General features: G+C 53.3%; 20 protein-coding genes, 5 tRNA genes and 2 pseudogenes. 23 read left to right on the top strand and 4 right to left on the bottom strand.

Features of this window, described 5'->3' with window-relative positions:
* Nucleotides 1-110: 110 nt before the first annotated feature.
* The 4 genes from sucA to sucD all read left to right on the top strand — a co-directional run bounded on the left by sucA (nucleotide 111) and on the right by sucD (nucleotide 6306).
* Nucleotides 111-2918 (top strand): 2-oxoglutarate dehydrogenase E1 component, encoded by a 2808-nt coding sequence (gene sucA, locus ACJ9N4_RS01820; protein ID WP_182274151.1) that lies wholly within the window; start codon nucleotides 111-113, stop codon nucleotides 2916-2918.
* A 14-nt stretch (nucleotides 2919-2932) separates the two neighbouring features.
* Nucleotides 2933-4153, top strand: a complete 1221-nt coding sequence (odhB, locus tag ACJ9N4_RS01815) for a 2-oxoglutarate dehydrogenase complex dihydrolipoyllysine-residue succinyltransferase (RefSeq protein ID WP_182274152.1) — start codon at nucleotides 2933-2935, stop codon at nucleotides 4151-4153.
* A 117-nt stretch (nucleotides 4154-4270) separates the two neighbouring features.
* A complete protein-coding gene (gene sucC, locus ACJ9N4_RS01810; protein ID WP_182274153.1) occupies nucleotides 4271-5437 on the top strand; it encodes an ADP-forming succinate--CoA ligase subunit beta in 1167 nt (388 codons plus the stop codon).
* Nucleotides 5437-6306, top strand: coding sequence for a succinate--CoA ligase subunit alpha (gene sucD, locus ACJ9N4_RS01805; protein ID WP_008501094.1), 870 nt, complete (start codon nucleotides 5437-5439; stop codon nucleotides 6304-6306). Before sucC ends, sucD begins: the two co-directional genes overlap by 1 nt.
* A gap of 83 nt (nucleotides 6307-6389) precedes the next feature.
* On the opposite strand, the gene ACJ9N4_RS01800 is transcribed toward sucD, so the two are convergent.
* Nucleotides 6390-7106 (bottom strand): GntR family transcriptional regulator, encoded by a 717-nt coding sequence (locus ACJ9N4_RS01800; RefSeq protein ID WP_182274154.1) that lies wholly within the window; start codon nucleotides 7104-7106, stop codon nucleotides 6390-6392.
* 172 nt (nucleotides 7107-7278) lie between these two features.
* On the opposite strand from ACJ9N4_RS01800, the gene mngA reads away from it, so the two are divergent.
* The 18 genes from mngA to ACJ9N4_RS01710 all read left to right on the top strand — a co-directional run bounded on the left by mngA (nucleotide 7279) and on the right by ACJ9N4_RS01710 (nucleotide 22356).
* Nucleotides 7279-9195 (top strand): PTS 2-O-a-mannosyl-D-glycerate transporter subunit IIABC, encoded by a 1917-nt coding sequence (gene mngA, locus ACJ9N4_RS01795; protein WP_182919602.1) that lies wholly within the window; start codon nucleotides 7279-7281, stop codon nucleotides 9193-9195.
* Nucleotides 9196-9218: 23 nt separating this feature from the next.
* Nucleotides 9219-11855 carry a mannosylglycerate hydrolase gene (mngB, locus tag ACJ9N4_RS01790; protein ID WP_182919603.1) on the top strand — a complete coding sequence of 879 codons (2637 nt, stop codon included), beginning with the start codon at nucleotides 9219-9221 and terminating at the stop codon, nucleotides 11853-11855.
* 685 nt (nucleotides 11856-12540) lie between these two features.
* On the top strand, nucleotides 12541-14109 hold the full coding sequence (gene cydA / locus ACJ9N4_RS01785) for a cytochrome ubiquinol oxidase subunit I (protein ID WP_182274643.1): 1569 nt from the start codon (nucleotides 12541-12543) through the stop codon (nucleotides 14107-14109).
* A 15-nt stretch (nucleotides 14110-14124) separates the two neighbouring features.
* The gene (gene cydB, locus ACJ9N4_RS01780; RefSeq protein ID WP_182919604.1) at nucleotides 14125-15264 is read left to right on the top strand and encodes a cytochrome d ubiquinol oxidase subunit II; all 1140 of its coding nucleotides are present in this window, start codon (nucleotides 14125-14127) and stop codon (nucleotides 15262-15264) included.
* A gap of 14 nt (nucleotides 15265-15278) precedes the next feature.
* Nucleotides 15279-15392 carry a cytochrome bd-I oxidase subunit CydX gene (gene cydX, locus ACJ9N4_RS01775; protein ID WP_006177208.1) on the top strand — a complete coding sequence of 38 codons (114 nt, stop codon included), beginning with the start codon at nucleotides 15279-15281 and terminating at the stop codon, nucleotides 15390-15392.
* Nucleotides 15392-15682, top strand: coding sequence for a cyd operon protein YbgE (gene ybgE / locus ACJ9N4_RS01770; RefSeq protein ID WP_182274157.1), 291 nt, complete (start codon nucleotides 15392-15394; stop codon nucleotides 15680-15682). The genes cydX and ybgE overlap by 1 nt, the downstream gene beginning before the upstream one ends.
* A gap of 148 nt (nucleotides 15683-15830) precedes the next feature.
* Complete coding sequence (ybgC, locus tag ACJ9N4_RS01765) at nucleotides 15831-16235, top strand: tol-pal system-associated acyl-CoA thioesterase (protein WP_003858593.1); 405 nt, start codon at nucleotides 15831-15833, stop codon at nucleotides 16233-16235.
* The gene (gene tolQ / locus ACJ9N4_RS01760) at nucleotides 16232-16924 is read left to right on the top strand and encodes a Tol-Pal system protein TolQ (RefSeq protein ID WP_182274158.1); all 693 of its coding nucleotides are present in this window, start codon (nucleotides 16232-16234) and stop codon (nucleotides 16922-16924) included. Before ybgC ends, tolQ begins: the two co-directional genes overlap by 4 nt.
* 3 nt (nucleotides 16925-16927) lie before the next feature.
* Nucleotides 16928-17356 (top strand): colicin uptake protein TolR, encoded by a 429-nt coding sequence (tolR, locus tag ACJ9N4_RS01755; protein ID WP_181622709.1) that lies wholly within the window; start codon nucleotides 16928-16930, stop codon nucleotides 17354-17356.
* A gap of 28 nt (nucleotides 17357-17384) precedes the next feature.
* Nucleotides 17385-18722: a cell envelope integrity protein TolA gene (gene tolA / locus ACJ9N4_RS01750; protein ID WP_182919605.1), complete on the top strand. Its 1338-nt coding sequence runs from the start codon at nucleotides 17385-17387 to the stop codon at nucleotides 18720-18722.
* 134 nt (nucleotides 18723-18856) lie between these two features.
* A complete protein-coding gene (tolB, locus tag ACJ9N4_RS01745; RefSeq protein WP_196391354.1) occupies nucleotides 18857-20149 on the top strand; it encodes a Tol-Pal system beta propeller repeat protein TolB in 1293 nt (430 codons plus the stop codon).
* 35 nt (nucleotides 20150-20184) lie between these two features.
* Entirely contained in the window at nucleotides 20185-20706 is a 522-nt protein-coding gene (gene pal, locus ACJ9N4_RS01740) for a peptidoglycan-associated lipoprotein Pal (RefSeq protein WP_003858578.1), read from the top strand.
* Between the two features lie 9 nt (nucleotides 20707-20715).
* Nucleotides 20716-21510 (top strand): cell division protein CpoB, encoded by a 795-nt coding sequence (gene cpoB / locus ACJ9N4_RS01735; RefSeq protein ID WP_182274160.1) that lies wholly within the window; start codon nucleotides 20716-20718, stop codon nucleotides 21508-21510.
* Nucleotides 21511-21671: 161 nt separating this feature from the next.
* A tRNA-Lys gene (locus ACJ9N4_RS01730) sits at nucleotides 21672-21747 on the top strand.
* A gap of 129 nt (nucleotides 21748-21876) precedes the next feature.
* Nucleotides 21877-21952 (top strand) — tRNA-Val (locus ACJ9N4_RS01725).
* A 3-nt stretch (nucleotides 21953-21955) separates the two neighbouring features.
* Nucleotides 21956-22031: transfer RNA gene (locus tag ACJ9N4_RS01720), tRNA-Lys, on the top strand.
* Between the two features lie 142 nt (nucleotides 22032-22173).
* Nucleotides 22174-22249 (top strand) — tRNA-Lys (locus tag ACJ9N4_RS01715).
* A gap of 31 nt (nucleotides 22250-22280) precedes the next feature.
* A tRNA-Lys gene (locus ACJ9N4_RS01710) sits at nucleotides 22281-22356 on the top strand.
* Nucleotides 22357-22446: 90 nt separating this feature from the next.
* Here the strand turns inward: ACJ9N4_RS01710 and ACJ9N4_RS01705 are convergent.
* From ACJ9N4_RS01705 to ACJ9N4_RS01695, 3 genes and pseudogenes are all read right to left on the bottom strand, one after another.
* Nucleotides 22447-23283: pseudogene (locus ACJ9N4_RS01705) on the bottom strand (integrase domain-containing protein).
* Nucleotides 23284-23659: 376 nt separating this feature from the next.
* Nucleotides 23660-24031: a hypothetical protein gene (locus ACJ9N4_RS01700; protein ID WP_182919606.1), complete on the bottom strand. Its 372-nt coding sequence runs from the start codon at nucleotides 24029-24031 to the stop codon at nucleotides 23660-23662.
* 39 nt (nucleotides 24032-24070) lie between these two features.
* Nucleotides 24071-24190, bottom strand: a pseudogene (locus ACJ9N4_RS01695) (transcriptional regulator); the annotation flags it as partial.
* 287 nt (nucleotides 24191-24477) lie between these two features.
* On the opposite strand from ACJ9N4_RS01695, the gene ACJ9N4_RS01690 reads away from it, so the two are divergent.
* On the top strand, nucleotides 24478-26583 hold the full coding sequence (locus tag ACJ9N4_RS01690) for a type VI secretion system Vgr family protein (protein WP_182919607.1): 2106 nt from the start codon (nucleotides 24478-24480) through the stop codon (nucleotides 26581-26583).
* Nucleotides 26584-26595: the final 12 nt, after the last annotated feature.

Genomic DNA, 26595 nt, shown 5'->3' with positions numbered 1-26595 from the left:
AAGGTTCCTTCGCGAGCCAATAAGAGCTCGCAGGTGAACCCCGGCACGTACGTGTTGTACGTGGTAGTTTCTACGGCGAAAGTAAGCATAAAAATGCTTAAGGGATCACGATGCAGAACGGCGCAATGAAAGCCTGGCTGGACTCTTCTTACCTCTCTGGTGCTAACCAGAGCTGGATAGAACAGCTCTATGAAGACTTCTTAACCGATCCTGACTCAGTGGACGCTAACTGGCGTTCCATGTTCCAGCAGTTGCCTGGCACGGGAGTCAAACCGGATCAATTCCATTCCAAAACACGTGATTATTTCCGTCGTCTGGCGAAGGATGCCTCACGTTACTCTTCTGCGATTTCCGACCCTGACACCAATGCGAAGCAGGTTAAAGTCCTGCAGCTTATCAACGCTTATCGCTTCCGTGGTCACCAGCATGCGAATCTCGATCCGCTGGGACTGTGGCAGCAAGACCGTGTAGCGGATCTCGATCCGGCTTATCACGATCTGACCGAGGCCGATTTCCAGGAAAGCTTTAACGTAGGTTCCTTTGCCATCGGCAAAGACACGATGAAGTTGGGCGATTTGATTAACGCGCTCAAGCAAACCTACTGCGGCTCCATCGGCGCGGAATACATGCACATCACCTCTACAGAAGAGAAACGCTGGATCCAACAGCGCATTGAGTCCGTGGCTGGCCACGCGACGTTCTCGGCTGATGAGAAAAAACGCTTCCTGAATGAATTGACCGCAGCAGAAGGCCTTGAGCGTTATCTGGGTGCGAAATTCCCGGGCGCAAAACGCTTCTCGCTGGAAGGCGGTGATGCGTTAGTACCAATGCTGAAAGAACTGATTCGCCATGCTGGCAACAGCGGTACCCGCGAAGTGGTTCTCGGCATGGCGCACCGTGGTCGTCTGAACGTTCTGGTCAACGTACTGGGTAAAAAACCGCAGGATCTGTTTGACGAGTTCGCAGGCAAACATAAAGAACACCTTGGCACCGGTGACGTGAAGTACCACATGGGCTTCTCGTCTGATATCGAAACCGAAGGCGGTCTGGTTCACCTGGCGCTGGCGTTTAACCCGTCACACCTGGAAATCGTCAGCCCGGTGGTTATCGGTTCTGTACGTGCGCGTCTGGACAGACTGGACGAGCCGAGCAGCAATAAAGTGCTGCCAATTACCATTCACGGTGATGCAGCCATCACTGGCCAGGGCGTGGTTCAGGAAACCCTGAACATGTCCAAGGCGCGTGGTTATGAAGTGGGCGGTACCGTTCGCATCGTGATCAACAACCAGGTAGGCTTCACCACGTCTAACCCACTGGATGCACGCTCCACTCCGTACTGCACCGACATCGGTAAGATGGTGCAGGCACCGATCTTCCACGTTAATGCGGATGACCCGGAAGCAGTGGCATTTGTTACCCGTCTGGCACTGGACTTCCGTAACACCTTTAAACGCGATGTGCTGATCGACCTGTTCTGCTACCGCCGTCACGGCCACAACGAAGCTGATGAGCCAAGTGCAACCCAGCCGCTGATGTACCAGAAAATCAAAAAGCACCCGACGCCGCGTAAAATCTATGCTGACAAGCTGGAAAACGACAAAGTCGTCACGCTGGAAGATGCGACCGAGCTGGTCAACCTCTACCGCGACGCGCTGGATGCGGGTGAATGCGTAGTGAAAGAGCTGCGCCCAATGAATATGCACTCCTTTACCTGGTCGCCGTACCTCAACCACGAGTGGGATGAGAGCTACCCGAACAAGGTTGAGATGAAGCGCCTGCAGGAGCTGGCTAAACGCATCAGCACTGTACCAGACGCCATTGAGATGCAGTCTCGCGTACAGAAGATCTATTCTGACCGTCAGGCTATGGCGGCAGGTGAGAAGCTGTTCGACTGGGGCGGTGCAGAGACACTGGCTTACGCGACGCTGGTTGACGAAGGCATTCCTGTTCGTCTGTCCGGTGAAGATGCGGGCCGTGGCACCTTCTTCCACCGTCACGCGGTGGTTCACAATCAGTCTAACGGTTCAACCTACACCCCGCTGCAGCACGTCCATAACGGTCAGGGCCAGTTCAAGGTCTGGGACTCCGTGCTGTCTGAAGAAGCGGTACTGGCATTTGAATATGGCTACGCCACCGCAGAACCACGCACCCTGACCATCTGGGAAGCGCAGTTCGGTGACTTCGCCAACGGTGCGCAGGTGGTTATCGACCAGTTCATCTCTTCCGGTGAGCAGAAGTGGGGCCGTATGTGTGGCCTGGCGATGCTGCTGCCACACGGTTATGAAGGGCAGGGTCCGGAGCACTCCTCTGCGCGTCTGGAACGTTATCTGCAACTCTGCGCCGAGCAGAACATGCAGGTCTGTGTGCCGTCCACGCCGGCTCAGGTTTACCACATGCTGCGTCGCCAGGCGCTGCGCGGTATGCGCCGTCCGTTGGTGGTGATGTCGCCGAAATCTCTGCTGCGTCATCCGCTGGCCGTGTCCAGCCTGGATGAACTGGCAAATGGCACCTTCCTGCCAGCCATCGGTGAGATTGACGAACTGGATCCGCAAGCTGTGAAGCGTGTGGTGATGTGTTCTGGTAAGGTTTATTACGACCTGTTGGAACAGCGCCGTAAGAACGACCAGAAAGATGTCGCCATCGTGCGTATCGAACAGCTTTATCCATTCCCGCACCAGGCGGTGCAGGAAGCGCTGAAACCGTATGCTCACGTACATGATTTTGTCTGGTGCCAGGAAGAGCCGCTCAACCAGGGCGCATGGTACTGCAGCCAGCATCATTTCCGTGAAGTGATTCCATTTGGGTCAGCCCTGCGTTATGCAGGTCGCCCGGCCTCCGCCTCTCCGGCGGTAGGGTATATGTCCGTTCACCAGAAGCAGCAGCAAGATCTGGTCAATGACGCGCTGAACGTCGATTAATTAAAGGATACATAATGAGTAGCGTAGATATTCTTGTTCCCGACCTGCCTGAGTCCGTAGCAGATGCGACTGTCGCCACCTGGCACAAAAAACCAGGCGATGCGGTAACCCGCGACGAAGTGCTGGTAGAAATCGAAACTGACAAAGTGGTACTGGAAGTACCGGCTTCAGCGGATGGCATTCTGGATGCAGTGCTGGAAGATGAAGGCACGACCGTGACTTCTCGCCAGATCCTGGGTCGCCTGCGTGAAGGCAACAGCTCTGGTAAAGAGACCAGCGCTAAATCTGAAGAGAAAGCGTCTACTCCAGCGCAGCGCCAGCAGGCGTCTCTGGAAGAGCAGAACAACGACGCGCTGAGCCCGGCGATCCGTCGCCTGCTGGCTGAACACAACCTGGACGCGGCGGCTATTAAAGGCACCGGTGTGGGTGGTCGTCTGACGCGCGAAGACATCGAGAAACACCTGGCGAAAGCACCGGCGAAAGCCGAAGCCAAAGCCCCGGTGGCAGCCCCGGCAGCACAGCCTGCCCTGGGCGCACGCAGTGAAAAACGCGTGCCAATGACTCGCCTGCGTAAGCGCGTGGCTGAGCGTCTGCTGGAAGCGAAAAACTCCACCGCGATGCTGACCACCTTCAACGAAGTAAACATGAAGCCAATCATGGATCTGCGTAAGCAGTACGGTGATGCGTTTGAAAAACGTCACGGTATCCGTCTGGGCTTTATGTCCTTCTACGTGAAAGCGGTTGTTGAAGCGCTGAAACGCTACCCGGAAGTGAACGCGTCTATCGATGGCGATGACGTGGTTTACCACAACTACTTCGACGTGAGCATGGCGGTTTCTACGCCACGTGGCCTGGTGACCCCGGTTCTGCGTGATGTGGATACTCTGGGCATGGCTGACATCGAGAAAAATATCAAAGAGCTGGCTGTTAAAGGCCGCGACGGTAAGCTGACCGTAGATGACCTGACTGGCGGTAACTTCACCATTACCAACGGCGGCGTATTCGGTTCACTGATGTCTACCCCAATCATCAACCCACCGCAGAGTGCGATCCTCGGCATGCATGCCATCAAAGATCGCCCTATGGCGGTAGACGGTAAAGTTGAGATCCTGCCAATGATGTACCTGGCACTCTCTTACGATCACCGTCTGATCGACGGCCGTGAGTCCGTGGGCTTCCTGGTTGCCATTAAAGAGCTGCTGGAAGATCCAACACGTCTGCTGTTGGACGTGTAGTAACACTTTAGCGTCACCTGCCCTGTAGGCCGGATAAGCGTAGTGCCATCCGGCACACAGATCGCGTCGGTCTACAGGTTTGAAGATAACGATTACCCTGAAGGATGGATAGAACACATGAACTTACATGAATATCAGGCCAAACAGCTGTTTGCCCGGTATGGCTTACCGGCTCCGGTGGGTTATGCCTGTACTACCCCACGTGAAGCAGAAGAAGCCGCATCTAAAATCGGTTCCGGCCCTTGGGTAGTTAAATGTCAGGTTCACGCTGGTGGCCGTGGTAAAGCGGGCGGTGTGAAGGTTGTTAAGAGCAAAGAAGAGATCCGTGCTTTTGCTGAACATTGGCTGGGTAAACGCCTGGTAACCTATCAAACAGATGCGAATGGCCAGCCGGTAAACCAGATCCTGGTTGAAGCGGCGACTGATATCGCAAAAGAACTGTACCTGGGCGCGGTGGTTGACCGTAGCTCCCGTCGCGTGGTGTTCATGGCGTCTACTGAAGGCGGCGTGGAAATCGAGAAAGTGGCGGAAGAAACCCCTCATCTGATCCATAAAGTGGCTATCGATCCGCTGGCAGGCCCAATGCCTTACCAGGGACGTGAGCTGGCGTTCAAACTGGGTCTGGAAGGTAAGCTGGTTCAGCAGTTCACCAAGATCTTCATGGGTCTGGCAACGATTTTCCTGGAACGCGACCTGGCGCTGATCGAAATCAACCCGCTGGTGATCACCACTCAGGGCGATCTGATCTGCCTCGACGGTAAACTGGGCGCTGACGGCAACGCACTGTTCCGCCAGTCCGATCTGCGCGAAATGCGCGACCAGTCTCAGGAAGACCCGCGTGAAGCGCAGGCTGCACAGTGGGAACTGAACTACGTGGCGCTGGATGGCAACATCGGCTGCATGGTTAACGGTGCGGGCCTGGCAATGGGCACGATGGACATCGTTAAGCTGCACGGTGGTGAGCCAGCCAACTTCCTCGACGTAGGCGGTGGTGCAACCAAAGAGCGCGTAACCGAAGCATTCAAAATCATCCTCTCTGATGACAACGTGAAAGCCGTTCTGGTTAACATCTTCGGCGGTATCGTACGTTGTGACCTGATCGCCGACGGTATCATCGGTGCGGTAGCAGAAGTGGGTGTTAACGTTCCGGTGGTTGTGCGTCTGGAAGGTAACAACGCTGAACTCGGCGCGAAAAAACTGGCTGACAGCGGCCTGAATATTATTGCAGCGAAAAGTCTGACGGATGCAGCTCAGCAGGTTGTTGCCGCAGTGGAGGGGAAATAATGTCAGTTTTAATTAATAAAGATACCAAGGTTATCTGCCAGGGCTTCACCGGTAGCCAGGGGACTTTCCACTCCGAACAGGCAATTGCCTACGGTACGCAGATGGTTGGCGGCGTGACGCCAGGTAAAGGCGGCACCACGCACCTGGGCCTGCCGGTGTTCAACACCGTGCGCGAAGCAGTAGAAGCCACTGGCGCGACCGCGACCGTTATCTACGTTCCGGCTCCGTTCTGCAAAGACTCCATTCTGGAAGCGATCGATGCAGGCATCAAACTGATCATCACCATCACCGAAGGTATCCCGACGCTGGATATGCTGACCGTGAAGGTGAAGCTGGATGAAGCTGGCGTGCGTATGATCGGCCCGAACTGCCCAGGCGTTATCACCCCGGGCGAGTGCAAAATAGGCATCATGCCGGGCCACATTCACAAACCGGGCAAAGTGGGCATCGTTTCCCGTTCCGGTACCCTGACCTATGAAGCGGTTAAGCAGACCACTGACTACGGTTTCGGCCAGTCCACCTGTGTGGGCATCGGCGGTGACCCGATCCCAGGTTCTAACTTCATCGATATCCTGAAACTGTTCCAGGAAGATCCACAGACCGAAGCGATCGTCATGATCGGTGAGATCGGTGGTAGCGCTGAAGAAGAAGCGGCTGCTTACATCAAAGAGCACGTGACCAAACCGGTTGTGGGTTACATCGCGGGTGTGACTGCGCCAAAAGGCAAGCGTATGGGTCACGCAGGCGCGATTATCGCCGGGGGTAAAGGTACGGCTGATGAGAAATTTGCAGCGCTCGAAGCCGCAGGCGTGAAAACTGTTCGCAGCCTGGCGGATATCGGCGAAGCACTGAAATCCATCATTAAGTAAGTCCTCTCTGCTCCCTGAAAAGGGAGCGTTGAAATAAAAAAATGTCCGTTTCGACATGGTTGGCCACTGAAAAGTGGCCTTTTTTATTGCCTGCGTCGGGCAACCAGGGTGAATTTGTAATCGTCAGTATTGAAAACGTTGCGGCTGTATTCAAAAACTCTGCCGTCTTTCAGGAAACCGCGAGACACTTTCTCCAGGATAGGTTTTGCCGGATCGAGCGCCAGCGCGGCGATCGCCTCTTCGGACGGCATCACCGGTACCAGCTCCTGTTCACTGCGATCGATAACCATCTTTTTGACTTGTTCAATGTAGTGATATTTGGAGTTCTCCATCACTTCCCAGGTGAGGTCGGCGAACATCGCCAGCGGCATCCACGTTTCTTCGAGGTTTACCGGCTTTTGCTTGATAAAGCGCACGCGCTTGACGTGCCAGACTTTATCGTCCGGGTTAAGGTCTAACTTTCCTGCCAGCCGCGCGTCCGCTTTTATCACTTCAAAAATTTTCACATCGCTGTGGGTGTCCACATTTCGGTCGGCCAGTTTCTCGTAAAAACCCGTTAACTGGTAGATGTCATAGTTGACACGCTCTTCTTTTACATAGGAGCCGCTGCCCTGAATGCTTTCGATGATTTGTTCTTCCGTAAGCCGTTTTAATGCCTGTCTTACCGTCACGCGGCTGACGCTGAATGCCTCCTGAAGGCTGGATTCCGTTGGCAATGCATCGCCAGGCTTTAATTCACCGGCATGAATTTTCTCGCGTAGCGCATCGGCTATCTGCCGGTACATTGGTTTATTGCCCATTTTGTATTGCCCGCTTAATACCTTTTCACGGAATTATGCCTTCACTCCATCATTTGTAAATAATACAATTTAGATACAAATTATGATTGTTAGTGAAAATGATCACATAAATGTATTGTTTCGTCTGTCACAATCGCCCTCAGATAAAAACAACATAAGTGTGAGGATCCGTATGAACCTGACGACCCTGACCCATCCCGGCGCTGTCTGTGTGAAGGGGCACTATGGCAGCCGTGATGAGGCAATACGCCAGCTAACGATGCGACTGCTGGAGCTGGGAAAAATTACCGATGGTGATGAATTTTTGGCAGAAGTCTTCCGTCGGGAATCGCTTGGCCCTACCGCACTGGGGGAAGGGCTGGCGGTACCACATGGCAAATCGCCCGTGGTGAAAGAGGCTGCCTTTGCGGTAGCAACGCTGGACGCGCCGCTTAAATGGGAAGGCGTGGATGGCCCTGAAGACGTTGAATTGATTTTCCTGCTTGCTATTCCACCTGCTGAAGCGGGTTCAACACATATACAGGTGTTAACGGAGCTGACTTCCCGGCTGGCTGATGACGCACTCCGGGCACGCGTGATGGCGGCGACGACGGCAGAAGCCCTGCTTGCTGCTCTGGACGAAACGTCACAGGTTGAGGAAGCGTCACCTCTGGTGGATGCGCCAACCCTTGTCTGTGTGACCGCCTGTCCGGCAGGGATTGCCCATACGTATATGGCTGCTGAATACCTCGAGAAAGCGGGACGTAAGCTGGGTGTAAACGTGGTGGTGGAAAAACAGGGGGCGAACGGTATTGAAGGTCGGTTAACGGCCTGGCAATTGCAGCATGCGCAAGCCTGTATTCTGGCTGCTGAAGTGGCGGTTAAAGAGAGCGAACGCTTCCAGGGGATCCCCACGCTTTCCGTACCGGTAGCGGAACCGCTTCGCCATGCTGAAGCCCTTATTGAGCGCGCTCTGGCATTGCAGCCTTCTCAGGATACTCGCCCTGTGCAGGCTCAGAACGGGGATAAAAAGAGCTTCAAAACAGAGCTTAAGCAGGCGCTACTGAGCGGTATCTCGTTTGCTGTACCGCTGATTGTGGCGGGAGGTACGGTGCTGGCTATCTCGGTACTGCTGGCGCAGATGCTGGGCTTACAGCATCTGTTCGATCAGGAAAACTCATGGCTGTGGATGTACCGCAAACTCGGCGGTGGCATGCTCGGCATTTTGATGGTGCCCGTGCTCGCCGCCTATACAGCTTACTCACTGGCGGATAAACCCGCCCTGGCTCCGGGGTTCGCCGCCGGTCTTGCCGCGAATATGATCGGCTCTGGTTTTTTGGGAGCGATCGCCGGCGGGTTGATTGCCGGCTACCTGATGCGCTGGGTGAAAAATCATATTCGTCTCAATAATCGCTATAACGGCTTTCTGACCTATTACCTCTATCCGGTTATTGGCGTGCTGGGGGCGGGCAGTCTGATGCTGTTTGTGATCGGTGAGCCCGTGGCGTGGATAAACAATTCACTCACCGCCTGGCTCAACGGACTGTCGGGGGCTAACGCGCTGCTGCTGGGGACGCTTCTCGGCTTTATGTGTTCATTCGATCTGGGCGGGCCGGTCAATAAAGCGGCGTATGCATTCTGTCTGGGGGCGATGGCGAACGGTGTCTATGGGCCGTATGCCATTTTTGCCTCCGTCAAAATGGTGTCCGCCTTCACGGTGACCGCATCAACCCTGCTGGCTCCACATCTCTTCAAACAGTTTGAAATCGAAACCGGTAAGTCAACGTGGTTGTTGGGGCTGGCGGGGATTACCGAAGGGGCGATCCCAATGGCTATTGAAGATCCGCTGCGGGTCATTGGTTCATTCGTATTGGGTTCAATGGTGACCGGTGCGATTGTCGGTGCAATGGGCATCGGGTTGTCCACGCCGGGAGCGGGCATTTTCTCCCTCTTCTTGCTCCATCATAGCGGAATGGGTGGCATCACGGCGGCAGTGGGCTGGTTTGGGGCTGCGCTGGTGGGGACCGCCATCTCGACACTCATTTTACTTTTCTGGCGACGTCAGGCGGTAAAGCGCGGCAAATACGTCATTGAAGACGCCATGCCATAAACACGCACAAACAGGAAACGAAGATGAAAGCTGTATCTCGCGTTCATATTACACCGCATATGCACTGGGACCGTGAGTGGTATTTCACCACTGAAGCGTCGCGCATTCTCCTTGTCAATAATATGGAGGAGATCCTCACCCGTCTTGAGCAGGATGACGCATACAAATACTACGTCCTCGACGGGCAGACGGCGGTTCTGGAAGATTACTTCGCGGTGAAACCAGAAAACCGGCCCCGGGTGAAGGCACTGGTTGAGGCCGGGAAACTGATTATTGGCCCCTGGTATACCCAGACGGACACCACAATTGTTTCTGGCGAGTCGATTGTTCGCAACCTGATGTATGGCATCCGCGACTGTATGGCATTGGGCGAGCCGATGAAGATTGGCTACCTGCCGGATTCGTTCGGCATGTCCGGGCAACTTCCGCACATTTATAACGGTTTTGGTATTACGCGAGCCATGTTCTGGCGCGGTTGTTCAGAGCGTCACGGGACAGATAAAACGGAGTTTTTATGGCAGAGTGCGGATGGCAGTGAGGTCACGACACAGGTACTGCCGTTAGGTTACGCGATTGGTAAGTACTTACCGGAGGATGAAGAAGGATTACGAAAACGGCTCGACAGTTACTTCGGGGTGCTGGAAAAAGCCTCCGTCACGAAGGAGATATTGTTGCCCAACGGTCACGACCAGATGCCGCTGCAGCAAAACATTTTCGCAGTGATGGATAAGCTTCGTGAAATTTATCCGCAGCGTAAATTTGTGATGAGCCGGTTTGAGGAAGTCTTTGAACATATTGAAGCACACCGTGAAGAACTGGCGACGCTGAAAGGGGAGTTTATCGACGGTAAATACATGCGTGTGCACCGGACGATAGGCTCCACGCGGATGGACATTAAAATTGCGCATGCCCGCATAGAGAACAAAATCGTTAATGTCCTGGAGCCGCTGGCAACGCTTGCCTGGACGCTGGGGTTTGAATACCACCACGGCCTGCTGGAAAAAATGTGGAAAGAGATCCTGAAAAATCACGCCCACGACAGCATTGGCTGCTGCTGTAGCGACAAGGTGCATCGCGAAATCCTCTCGCGTTTCGAGCTGGCTGAGGATATGGCCGATAACCTGACGCATTTTTATATGCGCAAGATTGTCGACAACATGCCGCAAAGCGATGCAGACAAACTGGTGATGTTCAACCTGATGCCCTGGCCGCGTGACGAGGTGATTAACACGACGATCCGCCTGCGTGCCAGCCAGTTCCGCCTGGTGGATGATAAAGGCAACGACGTTCCGTATTTCATTCGCCACGCCCGCGAACTTGACCCGGGGCTGATTGACAGGCAGATCGTCCATTACGGGAATTATGAGCCGTTTATGGCGTTCGATATCCAGCTCAGTCAGAACCTGCCATCAATGGGCTACTGCACGCTGTATATCGAACCGCATATCGCGGGTGACGCGCTTCCGCCAACGAAAACAACAGAGGCATTGCTGGAAAATGCCTTCTGGCAGATAAGCCTGAACGGTGACGGAACGCTGCGTCTGCACGATAAAGCGTCAGGTCTTATCTATGACCGTGTGCTGGAAATTGAAGAGAGTTCCGATGATGGTGATGAGTATGACTATTCTCCGTCGCGAGAGGAGTGGCGGCTCACTTCAGTGCAAGGCGAGCATGACGTTGAGGTTACTCATGAAGGCTGGCAGAGCAGGGTGCTGATCCGTCATCGAATGGCGGTTCCGGCAAACCTCACCGAACGTTCGGCACGCCAGCAAAACGGTCTTCTCACTGCTGAAATGGCGGTGACGCTCAGCCATAACAGCCGGCGTATTGATGTGGAGGTTCGGCTGGATAATCAGGCTGACGATCATCGCGTCCGTGTATTGATCCCCACGCCGTTTAATACGGAAGCGGTGTTAGCCGATACGCAGTTTGGCTCGCTGACGCGCCCTGTGTGGGATGAGGCCATGACGAACTGGCAGGAAGAGGGATGGAAGGAAGCGCCACTGCCGGTCTGGAATCTCCTCAACTACGCCGTACTCCGGGAAAAGCATCATGGAATGGCGTTGTTCACTGAGGGACTGCGGGAATTTGAAGTTATCGGTGACGCTCATAAAACATTTGCCCTGACGCTTCTGCGCGGAGTGGGGGTTCTCGGGAAGGAGGATTTACTCCTGCGGCCTGGAAGACCATCTGGTATCAAGATGCCCGTACCGGACTCGCAGGTTCGTGGCCAGCTTGACTGCCGTTTTAGCCTCTATAGTTTTAGCGGATCGCCTGACGATGCCGGTGTTGCCCAGCAGGCGAAGGCATGGCTTACCCCGGTTCACTGCTATAACAAAATCCCCTGGGATGCGATGAAACTTAACCGCGCTGCGTTCAGGACGCCGGAGAGCTACAGCCTGTTAACGTTGCCACCGACAGGTTGTATGTTGAGTGCATTGAAAAAGTCAGAAGACGGCGAAGCCCTTATCCTTCGCCTGTTCAATCCATCGGAGTCGACCTCTTACGATGCCACTTTAGCGGTAAACCGGACGATTAAAGGGTGCCACGAAACCGACATGAATGAACGCACTAAAGAGGGCGGGCATGACGAAAAAGGCATCGTGGGGGCATTTCGCCCGGGGCAGTCGCGTACCTTTAGTATTCAGATAGAGGGGTAACATTCCACACGTTCAAAAGACCGCAGACATTGCGGTCTTTTGTTTCATCGAATAGTCACAAAGCGGTGTTAATTTTGTGGTTGGTAAAGGTAAATTAAATGTAATTGCGAAGAGTTACAGTAAAGCAATGGAAAAATACTGTGAGGTGGCTATCATTATATGTTTATCTGCATGCGAAACTGCATTGTCCTTTCTCGTTAATTAAAATCACTTCTGTTCATATTATTCCCTGCATTTGATAACCATCAATACCTCATGATGTACATGTCATTAACATGATTTTCACCATTCTTACTGCAATTAAACATGGTTAACAATGGTGATTGTTTTTGATTTAAATCAATGTTTAATCCTTGGAAAAAGATATCAAAAGACGTTAAATTGTCCCCGATCAAAATGGCTGAAAAGTGGTAGTTTTGCTATAAATTGATCACCGTCGAAAAACGTAAAAGTGATTCAATAAAAACCTGTTTATTGTAAGGGTTTTGCAGCGTATTATATTTGCGGGATCAATTTGGGTTTTTTATTAACGTATTTGTAACTTTTCATCACTGCTTTTTCCTCCTGTAGAGAATAAGCAACGAAGAAGGGAAGCAGATAATTTTGTATTGGGGCATGTGTGTGGATCCGTCGTATCTAACGGCGTCCACTCTCGGAGTCTTCATGCGATGAGCAAGGAGTCATGATGTTAGATATAGTCGAACTGTCGCGCTTACAGTTTGCCTTGACCGCGATGTACCACTTCCTGTTTGTGCCACTGACGCTCGGTATGGCGTTCCTGCTGGCCATCATGGAAACGGTCTACGTCCTCTCCGGCAAACAGATTTATAAAGATATGACCAAGTTCTGGGGCAAGTTGTTTGGTATCAACTTTGCACTGGGCGTGGCAACCGGTTTGACCATGGAGTTCCAGTTCGGGACTAACTGGTCTTACTATTCCCACTATGTAGGGGATATCTTCGGTGCGCCGCTGGCCATTGAAGGTCTGATGGCCTTCTTCCTCGAATCCACCTTTGTAGGTCTGTTCTTCTTCGGTTGGGACCGTCTGGGTAAAGTCCAGCATATGGCGGTAACCTGGCTGGTGGCATTAGGTTCTAACCTGTCCGCACTGTGGATCCTGGTGGCGAACGGCTGGATGCAGAACCCGATCGCGTCTGATTTCAACTTCGAAACCATGCGTATGGAGATGGTCAGCTTTGCCGAGCTGGTACTGAACCCGGTCGCACAGGTTAAATTCGTTCACACTGTAGCATCTGGTTATGTGTGTGGTGCGATGTTCATTCTGGGCATCAGCTCCTACTATATGCTGCGTGGTCGTGACTTCGCTTTCGCTAAACGTTCCTTCGCCATCGCGGCAAGCTTCGGCATGGCAGCGATTCTGTCCGTTATCGTTCTGGGTGATGAATCCGGTTACGAAATGGGTGACGTGCAGAAAACCAAGCTGGCGGCTATCGAAGCTGAGTGGGAAACGCAACCGGCTCCGGCTGCCTTTACTCTGTTCGGTATTCCGGATCAGGATGCGCAGCAAAACCACTTCTCCATCCAGATCCCTTACGCGCTCGGTATCATTGCTACTCGCTCCGTCGACAAACAGGTGACTGGCCTGAAAGAACTGATGGTGCAGCATGAAGGCCGTATCCGTAACGGTATGAAAGCTTATGCGTTGCTGGAACAACTGCGTGCCGGTTCTACCGACCAGGCGGTTCGCGATCAGTTTAATAACGTGAAGAAAGACCTGGGTTACGGTCTGCTGCTGAAACGCTATACCCCGAACGTCTCCGACGCGACGGAAGCACAGATTCAGATGGCAACCAAAGACTCCATTCCACGCGTTGCGCCGCTGTACTTCGCCTTCCGTATCATGGTGGGCTGCGGCATCCTGATGTTGCTGATCATTGCAGCGTCCTTCTGGTCTGTTATTCGTAACCGCGTTGGTCAGAAAAAATGGCTGCTGCGTACCGCGTTGTACGGTATTCCACTGCCGTGGATTGCTATCGAATCCGGTTGGTTCGTGGCGGAATATGGCCGTCAGCCGTGGGCGATAGGTGAGGTGCTGCCAACAGCGGTCGCGAACTCTACCCTGACAGCGGGCGATCTGATCTTCTCCATGCTGCTGATTTGTGGTCTGTACACCCTGTTCCTGGTGGCTGAACTGTTCCTGATGTTCAAGTTCGCGCGCCTTGGCCCAAGCAGCCTGAAAACCGGTCGCTATCACTACGAGCAGTCCGGTGCGACTACTCAGCCGGCACGCTAAGACAGGAGTCATCAAATGATCGATTATGAAGTATTGCGTTTTATCTGGTGGCTGCTGGTCGGTATCCTGCTGATCGGTTTTGCGGTCACGGATGGTTTCGACATGGGGGTGGGCATGCTCACCCGTTTCCTCGGTCGTAATGACACCGAGCGTCGAATCATGATCAACTCCATCGCCCCACACTGGGACGGTAACCAGGTGTGGCTGATCACCGCAGGCGGCGCACTGTTTGCTGCCTGGCCGATGGTCTACGCGGCTGCGTTCTCCGGTTTCTACGTGGCGATGATTCTGGTGCTGGCGTCTTTATTCTTCCGTCCGGTTGGTTTCGACTACCGTTCCAAGATTGAAGACACCCGCTGGCGCAACATGTGGGACTGGGGCATCTTCATTGGTAGCTTCGTTCCACCTCTGGTGATTGGCGTGGCGTTCGGTAACCTGCTGCAGGGCGTACCGTTCCACATCGACGATTACATGCGTCTTTACTACACCGGTAACTTCTTCCAGCTGCTGAACCCGTTTGGTCTGCTGGCAGGCGTAGTGAGTGTGGCGATGATCATTACCCAGGGCGCGACCTATCTGCAGATGCGTACTGTGGGTGAACTGCACCTGCGTTCTCGCACGACAGCTCAGGTTGCTGCTCTGGTAACGCTGGTCTGCTTCGCACTGGCTGGCGTTTGGGTGATGTACGGTATTGATGGTTACGTAGTGACGTCTGCTATCAACCACGCTGCACCGTCTAACCCGCTGACCAAAGAAGTGGCTCGTCAGGCTGGTGCATGGCTGGTGAACTTCAACAATACTCCTGCGCTGTGGGCTATCCCGGCACTGGGTGTATTGCTGCCACTGCTGACGGTGCTGACGTCTCGTCTGGAAAAAGGCGCACTGGCGTTCGTGTTCTCTTCACTGACGCTGGCGTGCATCATCCTGACTGCGGGTATTGCTATGTTCCCATTCGTGATGCCATCCAGCACCATGATGAATGCTAGCCTGACCATGTGGGATGCAACCTCCAGCCAGCTGACGCTGAACCTGATGACATATGTGGCTTGTGTATTCGTACCGATTATCCTGCTCTACACCACCTGGTGTTACTGGAAAATGTTCGGTCGTATCACCAAAGAACATATCGAAAGCAACACCCACTCTATGTACTAAGTAAGGAGCTGAATATGTGGTATTTCGCATGGATTTTAGGGACGCTTCTTGCCTGTGCCTTTGGTGTCATCACTGCACTGGCGCTTGAGCACGTTGAAGCGTCCAAAGCGGGTGAAGAAAAACACTAATGAAAATTATCGCGATGCTTTACGCGGTAATGGATAAGCGCCCGTTAAGGGCGCTTTCTTTAGTGATGGCATTACTGCTGGCAGGCTGTATCTTCTGGGACCCGTCGCGCTTCGCGGCAAAGACCAGCGAGCTTGAGATCTGGCACGGCTTCCTCATTATGTGGGCGGTGTGTGCTGGCGTCATTCACGGCGTGGGCTTTCGTCCGAAAGCACTTCACTGGCAGGGTCTTTTTTGCCCGCTGCTCGCCGATCTGGTTCTTCTCGCCGGTTTGATTTTCTTCTTCTTCTGAATAAGAAATGTCCGTTAATGATATGGGCTTACCCGAGCCCATAAAAATTTACTCTCCGTTTACTTTCTCCCATTCCAAACCATCTTTCCCGCGCGTATAGTAGCGAAGTTTAAAAGAGTTAACTTTTGTTGCATTACCGGGATGTAAAGTGAATACAACGCTGTTTCGATGGCCGGTTCGTGTCTATTACGAAGATACTGACGCCGGTGGTGTGGTTTACCACGCCAGCTACGTTGCTTTTTATGAACGGGCACGCACAGAGATGCTGCGCCATCATCACTTTAGCCAACAGGTACTGTTGGCTGAGCGAGTTGCCTTTGTGGTACGCAAGATGACGCTTGAGTATTTTGCGCCTGCCAGACTCGACGATATGCTCGAAGTCCAAACTGAAATTACATCAATGCGCGGAACCTCACTGGTTTTCACGCAGCGGATAGTCAATGCAGAGAACACCGTACTGAACTCAGCTGAAGTACTGATTGTTTGTGTTGATCCAACCATAATGAAGCCTCGTGCGCTTCCTAAGTCTATTGTCGCGGAGTTTAAGCAGTGACTGACATGAATATCCTTGATTTGTTCCTGAAGGCTAGCCTTCTGGTTAAACTTATCATGTTGATTTTGATTGGTTTTTCAATCGCATCCTGGGCTATCATCATCCAGAGAACACGTATCCTCAATGCAGCAGGCCGTGAGGCGGAAGCGTTTGAAGATAAGTTCTGGTCAGGTATCGAACTTTCTCGTTTGTACCAGGAAAGCCAGGGACGCCGTGAGAACCTCGCAGGCTCCGAGCAAATTTTCTACAGCGGTTTCAAAGAGTTTGCCCGTCTGCATCGTGCTAACAGCCATGCGCCGGAAGCGGTCGTTGAAGGTGCATCGCGTGCGATGCGCATTTCCATGAACCGCGAGCTGGAAAATCTTGAAACGCATATTCCTTTCCTGGGTACCGTAGGTTCCATCAGCCCATACATCGGTCTGTTTGGTACGGTATGGGGGATCATGCACGCCTTTATCGCGCTGGGTGCGGTGAAGCAGGCGACGTTGCAGATGGTGGCACCGGGTATTGCAGAAGCACTGATTGCAACGGCAATCGGTCTGTTTGCTGCAATTCCGGCAGTAATGGCTTACAACCGTCTGAACCAGCGTGTGAACAAACTGGAACTGAACTACGACAACTTTATGGAAGAGTTCACCGCGATTCTGCACCGTCAGGCGTTTACCAGCACCGAGAGCAACAAGGGGTAAACCATGGCCAGAACGCGTGGACGGGGGCGTCGCGAGCTCAAGTCCGAAATCAATATCGTTCCGCTGCTGGACGTACTGCTGGTACTGCTGCTGATCTTTATGGCGACAGCGCCCATCATTACCCAGAGCGTGGAAGTTGATCTGCCGGATGCGACAGAATCACAGGCGGTAAGCACCAATGACGACCCTCCAGTCATCATTGAGGTTTCCGGCGTAGGGCAATACAGCGTGGTGGTAGAGAAAGATCGTATGGATCAGCTACCACCTGAGCAGGTTATTGCTGAAGCGCAACGACGCCTGGAGTCAAATCCGAAAACGGTCTTCTTAATCGGTGGCGCGAAAGACGTACCATACGATGAAATTATTAAAGCGCTGAACTTGCTACATAGTGCGGGTGTTAAGTCAGTTGGCTTAATGACTCAGCCTATTTGATCATCTGCGTAGTTTTTGGGAACCGATAGTGTCAAAGGCAACCGAACAGAACGACAAGCTTAAGCGAGCGATAATCGTCTCCGCAGTGCTGCACGTTATTCTTTTTGCAGCACTGATCTGGAGTTCGTTCGACGAGCATATCGATGCATCAGCGGGCGGCGGTGGAGGTTCTTCCATCGACGCCGTGATGGTGGATCCCGGTGCGGTAGTGCAGAACTATAATCGTCAGCAGCAGCAGAAAGCGAGTGCAAAACGAGCTGAAGAGCAGCGTGAGAAACAGGCGCAACAGCAAGCGGATGAACTGCGTGAAAAGCAGGCCGCCGAGCAAGAGCGTCTGAAGCAGCTTGAGAAAGAACGTTTGCAGGCGCAGGAAGCCGCAAAAGAGCAGGCGGAACAGCAGAAGCAGGCTGAAGAGGCCGCGAAGAAAGCACAGGAACAGCAAAAGCAGGCGGAAGAAGCGGCTGCAAAAGCTGCAGCGGACGCGAAAGCGCAGGCTGATGCCCAGGCTAAATTAGCGGCAGAATCGGCGAAAAAAGCGGCTGCCGATGCTCAGAAGAAAGCGGAAGCGGAAGCAGCGAAGAAAGCCGCTGCCGACGCTCAGAAGAAAGCTGAAGCAGAAGTAGCGAAGAAAGCGGCTGCCGATGCTCAGAAAAAAGCCGAAGCGGAAGCAGCGAAGAAAGCGGCTGCGGATGCTGAGAAGAAAGCTGAAGCAGAAGCCGCGAAGAAAGCTGCTCAGGAAGCTGAGAAGAAAGCAGCTGCTGATGCTGCGAAGAAAGCCGCTGCTGCAGAGAAAGCTGCTGCTGAAAAAGCGGCTGCCGCTGAAAAAGCCGCAGCAGACAAAAAAGCTGCCGCTGAGAAAGCTGCTGCGGATAAGAAAGCTGCAGCAGAGAAAGCCGCTGCCGATAAGAAAGCTGCCGCTGATAAAGCCGCCGCGAAAAAGGCTGCAGCCGCTGAGAAAGCTGCCGCGGCTGCAGGCGTTGACGATCTACTTGGCGACTTGAGTGCTGGTAAGAATGCGCCGAAAGGTACTACCAGTGGTAGCGCTGGTGGGGCATCTCCTGCTAAAGGAAGTAAACAAGGGCAGGGTGGTGCATCACAGGCCGAGATTGCTTCGTATATTTCACAGGTGCAGGCAGCTATTCGTGGTCATCTGTATGACTGGGAAACCTATAAAGGCAAGACCTGTACTTTGCGTGTAAATATAAGTTCTGACGGCAGCATACTTAGCGTGAAGCCGGAAGGTGGGGATGACGCATTCTGTCAGCAGATGTTATCTGCAACCAGCAGAATGACGAAATTCCCGAAACCACCATCTCAGGCTGTGTATGAAACATTCAAAAATGCACCGCTGGACTTCAAACCTTAAGTTACATTTTCCCCGTGCAAACGGGGAAATTTAGACCAGGTTTAGTCACAGGGTTCTGGTAGTTTTGTCTATTTGAGTTTGTTAACATTCTGCTAAATTATCGTGGGTAAGGTTACCTGGATAAGGGAGATATGATGAAGCAGGCATTACGTGTAGCATTTAGTTTCTTAATGCTGTGGGCAGCTGTGCTGCACGCAGAGGTACGTATCGAGATCACCCAGGGGGTGGACTCGGCGCGTCCAATCGGTGTTGTTCCGTTCCAGTGGGCTGGCCCAGGTGCTGCACCTGAAGATGCGGGTGGCATCGTTGCAGCTGACCTGCGTAACAGCGGTAAATTCAACCCATTAGATCGTTCTCGTCTGCCACAGCAGCCGGGCAGCGCGCAGGAAGTACAGCCTGCCGCATGGTCTGCGCTGGGTATTGATGCCGTGGTGGTGGGTCAGGTTACCCCTAACCCAGACGGTTCTTTCAACGTTGCATGGCAGCTGGTTGATACCGGCGGCGCACCGGGCACCGTTCTGGCACAGAACTCTTACAAGGTCACTAAACAGTACCTGCGCTACGCGGCTCACGCTGCCAGCGACGCGGTATTCGAAAAACTGACCAGCATTAAAGGCGCATTCCGTACCCGTATCGCTTATGTGGTGCAGACCAACGGCGGTCAGTTCCCGTATGAGCTGCGTGTGTCTGACTACGACGGTTACAACCAGTTCCTGGTGAAACGTTCTTCTCAGCCGCTGATGTCTCCAGCCTGGTCACCGGATGGTTCCAAACTGGCCTATGTTACCTTCGAAAGCGGTCGTTCTGCGCTGGTTATCCAGACGCTGGCTAACGGTGCTGTTCGTCAGGTCGCTTCGTTCCCACGTCACAACGGTGCTCCATCGTTCTCTCCGGACGGTTCTAAGCTGGCATTTGCCCTGTCTAAAACCGGTAGCCTGAACCTGTACGTGATGGATGTCGGTTCTGGTCAAATTCGCCAGGTGACTGATGGTCGTAGCAACAACACTGAACCAAGCTGGTTCCCGGACAGCCAGAACCTGGCATTTACTTCTGACCAGGCCGGCCGTCCACAAATCTATAAAGTGAATATCAACGGCGGTGCTCCGCAACGTATTAGCTGGGAAGGTACGCAGAACCAGAACGCAGACGTGAGCAGCGACGGTAAATTTATGGTAATGGTTAGCTCCAACGGTGGGCAGCAGCACATTGCCAAACAAGATCTGGTAGCGGGTGGCGTGCAGGTTCTGTCGTCAACGTTCCTGGATGAAACGCCAAGTCTGGCACCTAACGGCACGATGGTAATCTACAGCTCTTCTCAGGGGATGGGATCTGTGCTGAATCTGGTTTCTACAGATGGGCGTTTCAAAGCGCGTATTCCGGCAACTGATGGACAGGTAAAATCACCTGCCTGGTCGCCGTATCTGTAAATAATAATTAATTGATTACTAAAGGAATCATAGAAATGCAACTGAACAAAGTGCTGAAGGGGCTGATGATCGCTCTGCCTGTAATGGCAATCGCAGCGTGTTCTTCTAACAAGAACGCAAGCAATGACCAGAGCGGCGAAGGCATGATGGGTGCCGGCACCGGTATGGACGCTAACGGCAATGGCAACATGTCTTCTGAAGAGCAAGCGCGTCTTCAGATGCAGCAGCTGCAGCAGAACAACATCGTTTACTTCGATCTGGATAAATACGACATCCGTTCTGACTTCGCTGCGATGCTGGATGCTCACGCTAACTTCCTGCGTAGCAACCCATCTTACAAAGTCACCGTAGAAGGTCATGCGGACGAACGTGGTACTCCAGAGTACAACATCTCCCTGGGTGAGCGTCGTGCTAACGCCGTTAAGATGTACCTGCAGGGTAAAGGCGTTTCTGCTGACCAGATCTCCATCGTTTCTTACGGTAAAGAAAAACCTGCAGTACTGGGTCACGACGAAGCGGCTTACTCCAAAAACCGTCGTGCCGTACTGGTTTACTAAGAGAATTGCATGAGCAGTAACTTCAGACATCATCTGTTGAGTCTGTCGTTACTGGTTGGAATAGCGGCCCCCTGGGCCGCTTTTGCTCAGGCACCAATCAGTAGTGTCGGCTCAGGCTCGGTAGAAGACCGGGTCACTCAACTCGAGCGTATTTCTAACGCTCACAGCCAGCTTTTAACTCAACTCCAGCAGCAACTTTCCGATAACCAAAACGATATTGACTCTCTCCGTGGCCAGATTCAGGAAAGCCAATATCAGCTTAACCAGGTTATGGATCGTCAGAAGCAAATTTTGCAGCAGATAGATAGCCTGAGCAGCGGCGGTGCAGCAGCGCAGCCAGCAGCGGGCGATCAGAGCGGTGCGGCGACAGCAACACCTGCTCCGGCAGACAATGCTTCGGCTTCGACAGGTGCGCCTGTACAGAGCGGTGACGCCAATACGGATTACAACGCAGCTATTGCCCTGGTGCAGGATAAATCTCGTCAGGAAGACGCTCTCGTTGCGTTCCAGAACTTCGTTAAGAAATACCCTGATTCCACTTATCTGCCCAATGCGAACTATTGGTTGGGTCAGTTGAATTACAACAAGGGTAAGAAGGACGATGCGGCGTTTTATTTTGCCTCTGTGGTGAAAAATTACCCAAAATCGCCAAAAGCGCCTGATGCGATGTTTAAGGTCGGCGTGATCATGCAGGACAAAGGTGACACTGCGAAAGCCAAAGCGGTTTATCAGCAAGTCGTCACAAAATTCCCTGGCACCGAAGGTGCTAAACAGGCGCAAAAACGTCTGAGTTCGATGGGATGATTATCGCATGACCAGAAATCGCGTTATTTCTGGTCGTGCAGCATGATTCGTAAGCAGTTAAGTGATCTTCATCGAAATTTTTGTTGCGCAGAATTCTTAAATCAGTAATATATGCCGCCGTTGCCACGGGATATCAAACAACGTGAAAACAGCGTAAAAGTGGGTCGTTAGCTCAGTTGGTAGAGCAGTTGACTTTTAATCAATTGGTCGCAGGTTCGAATCCTGCACGACCCACCAATAAGTTAGGTGGATAGTAATAGCTTAACGTGAAGGATAACGTTGCTTTAGCAACGGCCCGTAGGGCGAGGCGAAAGCCGAGTCATCCTGAACGACCCACCACTTAACGCATTACCGGCAGTACAGAGTGGGTGATTAGCTCAGTTGGTAGAGCATCTCCTTTACACGGAGGGGGTCGGCGGTTCGAGCCCGTCATCACCCACCACTCGGGTCGTTAGCTCAGTTGGTAGAGCAGTTGACTTTTAATCAATTGGTCGCAGGTTCGAATCCTGCACGACCCACCAATTTTAATGTCTTACTCAGATGTTAAACGTGAAGGATAACGTTGCTTCAGCAACGGCCCGAAGGGCGAGGCAAAGCCGAGTCATCCTGCACGACCCACCAATTTATATTGGTTCCGAGTGAATATTCAGGCAACACCCAGATGGGTCGTTAGCTCAGTTGGTAGAGCAGTTGACTTTTAATCAATTGGTCGCAGGTTCGAATCCTGCACGACCCACCAGCCTGAATAAATTTGAAGTACATCCCGCAAGGGGTCGTTAGCTCAGTTGGTAGAGCAGTTGACTTTTAATCAATTGGTCGCAGGTTCGAATCCTGCACGACCCACCAACATACCTTCCTGGGGTGTTTCAGGACATCCGGGGAAGTAAAGAAACCGTATTACTGTCAAAGGTATACGGTTTTTTTCGTCTGTATGTATTAGTCACTTTCTTCCTGTCGCCCGTACACCTGCGCTACATACCGCCCGCGTCCGTCGCCGTCATTGCCAGCGCCTCCTTATCGCTGAATCCCTGCGCCAGATAGTAGCGGATCGCATCCTGCGTCCACGCATAGCGCAGTGAGTGTGGGGTGTAATCGCCCCTCAGTCCGACCCTGGCGATCTCCCCGCGCCAGTAATTCATGGCTTTCTGGAGGTCAGGCTGGTCGATCAGACTGCCATTTCGTTCTTCTGCAACAGACAGGGCATTATCCAGCGCTTTTTTGACAGCTATAGCATCCTGAATAACACGTTTTGCGTGGACGGTAGCCTTTGGTGCCAAAAACCACCGTCAGCCTGGTTTCGCCGCGCTCCAGCGCCTTTTTCCACGCGTTCAGTGACTGACAGCATTGTACCGTCTCCTGCGAACGTAACCCCATCAGCCTTGCCAGCTCCAGCGTTGCTGCCAGCCCCCGCTGATAATACTCAGGCATGATGGCCCGGTTAGTGCCGTTGCGGGATGCGCCAGCCACCCCTAATGATTTATTGGTCAGCCGCTCATGTTCTGCCACCTGCTTACGCCCGGCCTGTTGCAGCACGCCACGCAGCGCAGCCATTTCGTTTTGCAGCGTCCGTTTACCGATCTCCTGCGCCAATCGCGTCTGAATATAGCATTCAATATGGCGAACCCTGATCTGTTCCACCCGCTGGATCTGGATATTCAGCGTACGTAAATGGCGACTGAATCGCTGCATAATATGAATGCGGTCATCCACCGTTTTAAAACTACCGCCCGCCTTTTTCGACAACGCCTTCATTTCACCGCCTAATTTGCCCATAGCTCCCCATTGCTGCTGTTAAAAAGCACAAGATGGCCCCGTCGTATGCTTTTTGGCTGTGCCAGAACGATACCTTCACGCCGGGGAGGCAGGTTGTTGAGGTGTAGGGAGCTTCAGGCTGTACGCGGCACAGGCTGCCTGCCGTAGCAGGAAATTCTCCGGGGCATCATGCCCCCCTCGGTATCGATCTTTTTCTCCGTTTCTGAACCGACAGCGGCCTGAAAGCGACGTGTCAGTGTGGGGGATTGAGGGCGCAGACCAGATTTTCCGTGGCTTGCGTCAAGCGTGGTGGAACGGCGTCACTTTGTCGCTTTACGCGACAAAGTGACGCCTGAGTTGGGCCTTGTGCTCGTGGAACACGAGAGCTGGTGCAATTTTACGGCCACGCGGCAGCAAAGCCTGACGGCAATGCAGGCTGCAGCCCGTAAATGTTAAGGGTGCTGAATATCAGCAGGTGTGTGAGCTGGTGCAGATTTCTCCGGTGAAAAACCGGCAGTGTGATGCAGTAACGATGAATGAAGTGAGACCTTAGCCACGATGGAGTCGTGACCCGGTGGTTTTCAAAGGCAGCCGCCGTAAGGGAGGACGACCATCCTGATGGATCAGGCGCTTCTTTCAGGTCTGAAGCGTAAGGGACTGCCATAAAGGCAGCTTGTTGCAGGGAGAAAGTTACGCGAATGCTGCTGGTGCAAAAAAAGGAAAAACTGTTTTCGGATTTAAAAGATTTATTCGTGAGATGCTGACGCACTTCGCCTGCAAAGCCGCCGAAAGAGCGGGAGAGCTGGTTTTACTTTACATCACGGTAGTGCGAGGACCAGTCCTCTTTCGGCGTCATGCCCGGCGCGTTCGCGATCATCTTCTCCCCTTTGGGCCAGAGCGCGTGTGCCAGCGTGGAAGACACCAGCCCCACAGTGAGGAAGTGTGCGACAGGGCGACATTCAGGAGCGCCAGGATGATTATGTATTCACATCACTTAAGTAAAAATAAAATACATTTTTAAAATAAATAAAAACGAAATTCATAATTCATTGACAGAAATCATAAAACAGGACAGGGGGTCGTTTTTAAATGGGACATTATTTATCAGTAATGCTAATCATTTTCCCGGTTATTCGCAGATAAGTCAGAAGACCAGATAACGCCTGTTGCGATGCCTGCGGAAATGCCCCGTTTTATTGATTCAGGGAGGCACTTATGTCGACAGGTTTACGTTTCACACTGGACGTGGATGGTCTGGGGTCAAAAACCTTCGCCGTGGTGAGCTTTCTGCTGAAACAGCGTTATTTATCCCCGTTTACTCTGGACATTGAAGTCGCCAGTGACGCTTTCGGACAGGCAGCGGAAAACGTACTGGAAAAGAATGCCACCCTGACTGTCTGGCAGGGCGATACACCACAGCGCCGTATCAGCGGCATTGTCACCCGCTTCGGGATGAAAGAGTACAACGGCTGGCAGATGTGCTACAGCCTGACCATCAACCCTCCCCTGTGGCGCGCCGGGCTGCGACAAAATTTCCGTATCTTCCAGCAGCAGGATATTCAGACCATTTCCACCACGCTGCTGGAGGAAAACGGTATCACAGGCTGGGAATCGCTGTTTTATGAAGATCACCCGGCGCGGGAATTTTGCGTGCAGTACGGCGAGACCGACCTGGCATTTCTCACCCGCCTGTGGTCGGAGGAAGGGATTTTCTTTTTTGACCGGCACGTTGCCGACACGCAGACACTAACGTTGTGCGATGATATGGCCGGGCTGTCCCGCACGGGTGAAATCCCCTTTAACCCCAACCCCACGACCACTCTTTTGCCCCTGACTGTCAGTACATTCAGTTACCAGGCGCAGATACGCCCCTCTTCGGTGGAAACCCAGGACTACACCTTTAAGGTGCCGGGATGGCCGGCGTATTACGGGTGTGACGGCGAACACCTGAACGGCCAGCGCACGCAGTATGAGGTCTTCGATTATCCGGGACGGTTCAAGGATGAACAGCACGGGCAGGATTTCGCCCGTTATCAGATGGAGGGCTGGCGCAACAATGCGGAGACAGCCTCCTGCGTCAGCAATTCACCGACATTATGGCCGGGCGTCATTTTTACGCTTACCGGGCATCCGGTCAGGGAGCTTAACCGGCAATGGCAGGTTATCAGTTCCGTTCTGACGGGCAAACAACCACAGGCGCTGAAAGGCAGCCGGGGACAGGGCACCACGCTGGATAATCAGTTTGAGGTTATCCCCGCAGACCGGACCTGGCGACCGCAGCCCCTGCTGAAACCGAAGGTGGACGGCCCGCAGAGCGCCATCGTTACCGGACCGCCGGGAGAAGAGATTTTCTGCGACGAACATGGCCGGGTGCGGGTGCGCTTTCACTGGGACCGTTACTGTCCGGGGAACGAGGACAGCTCCTGCTGGGTGCGGGTATCGCAGGCATGGGCAGGTGCCGGATTCGGCAATCTCGCCATTCCGCGCGTGGGTCAGGAGGTTATAGTGGACTTCCTCAATGGCGACCCTGACCAGCCCCTCATCATGGGGCGCACCTATCACCAGGATAACCGTTCACCGGGCAGCCTGCCGGGAACGAAGACGCAGATGACCATCCGGTCGAAAACGTATAAGGGCGACGGCTTTAATGAGCTGCGCTTTGAAGATGCCACCGGGCAGGAGCAGGTTTATATCCATGCGCAAAAAGATATGGATACCGATGTACTGAATAACCGTACCACTGATGTGACGGCAAACCACCGCGAAACCATCGGCGGCAACCAGGTCATCACCGTGAAGCAGAATCAGGTGCAGACGGTGGTACAGAACCAGAAAGAAACTGTGGGCCAGAATCAGAGCATTACTGTCGGCCAGAACCAGGCGGAAACGGTGGGCGTGGCGCGGGCGCTGACGGTCGGCGTGGCGTACCAGACTACCGTGGGCGGCGTGATGAACACCTCGGTGGCGCTGACGCAGTCCTCGCAGGTCGGTATCTATAAATCGCTGCTGGTCGGCAAAGGCTATAACGTCAGCGTCGGGGAAAACGCCACCTTCACGGTGGGCAAAAGCAAAACCGAGAGCGCCGGGAAGGTGGCGGTCTATTCCGCCGGGGAACATCTGGAACTGCGCTGCGGGCAGGCGCGGCTGGTGCTGACGCAGGACGGCAAAATATTCCTTAACGGCACCGCCATTAACCTCCAGGGCGTCCAGACCCTCAGCGGTGACGCGCTGATGATTAACTGGAACTGCGGCGCAGCGGAAGACCCGCCGAAAGCGCCGGAGGAAGACAGCAGCCAGCCGCCGGATATGCGGCAGTACTGAGTGATTTAACAC

The sequence above is a fragment of the Enterobacter sp. LM3 genome (genome assembly GCF_046622475.1).
GTDB classification, from domain to species: domain Bacteria; phylum Pseudomonadota; class Gammaproteobacteria; order Enterobacterales; family Enterobacteriaceae; genus Enterobacter; species Enterobacter cloacae_P.
Note: the sequence above shows the minus strand (reverse complement) of the source record. Positions and strands in the feature narration are given on the sequence as shown.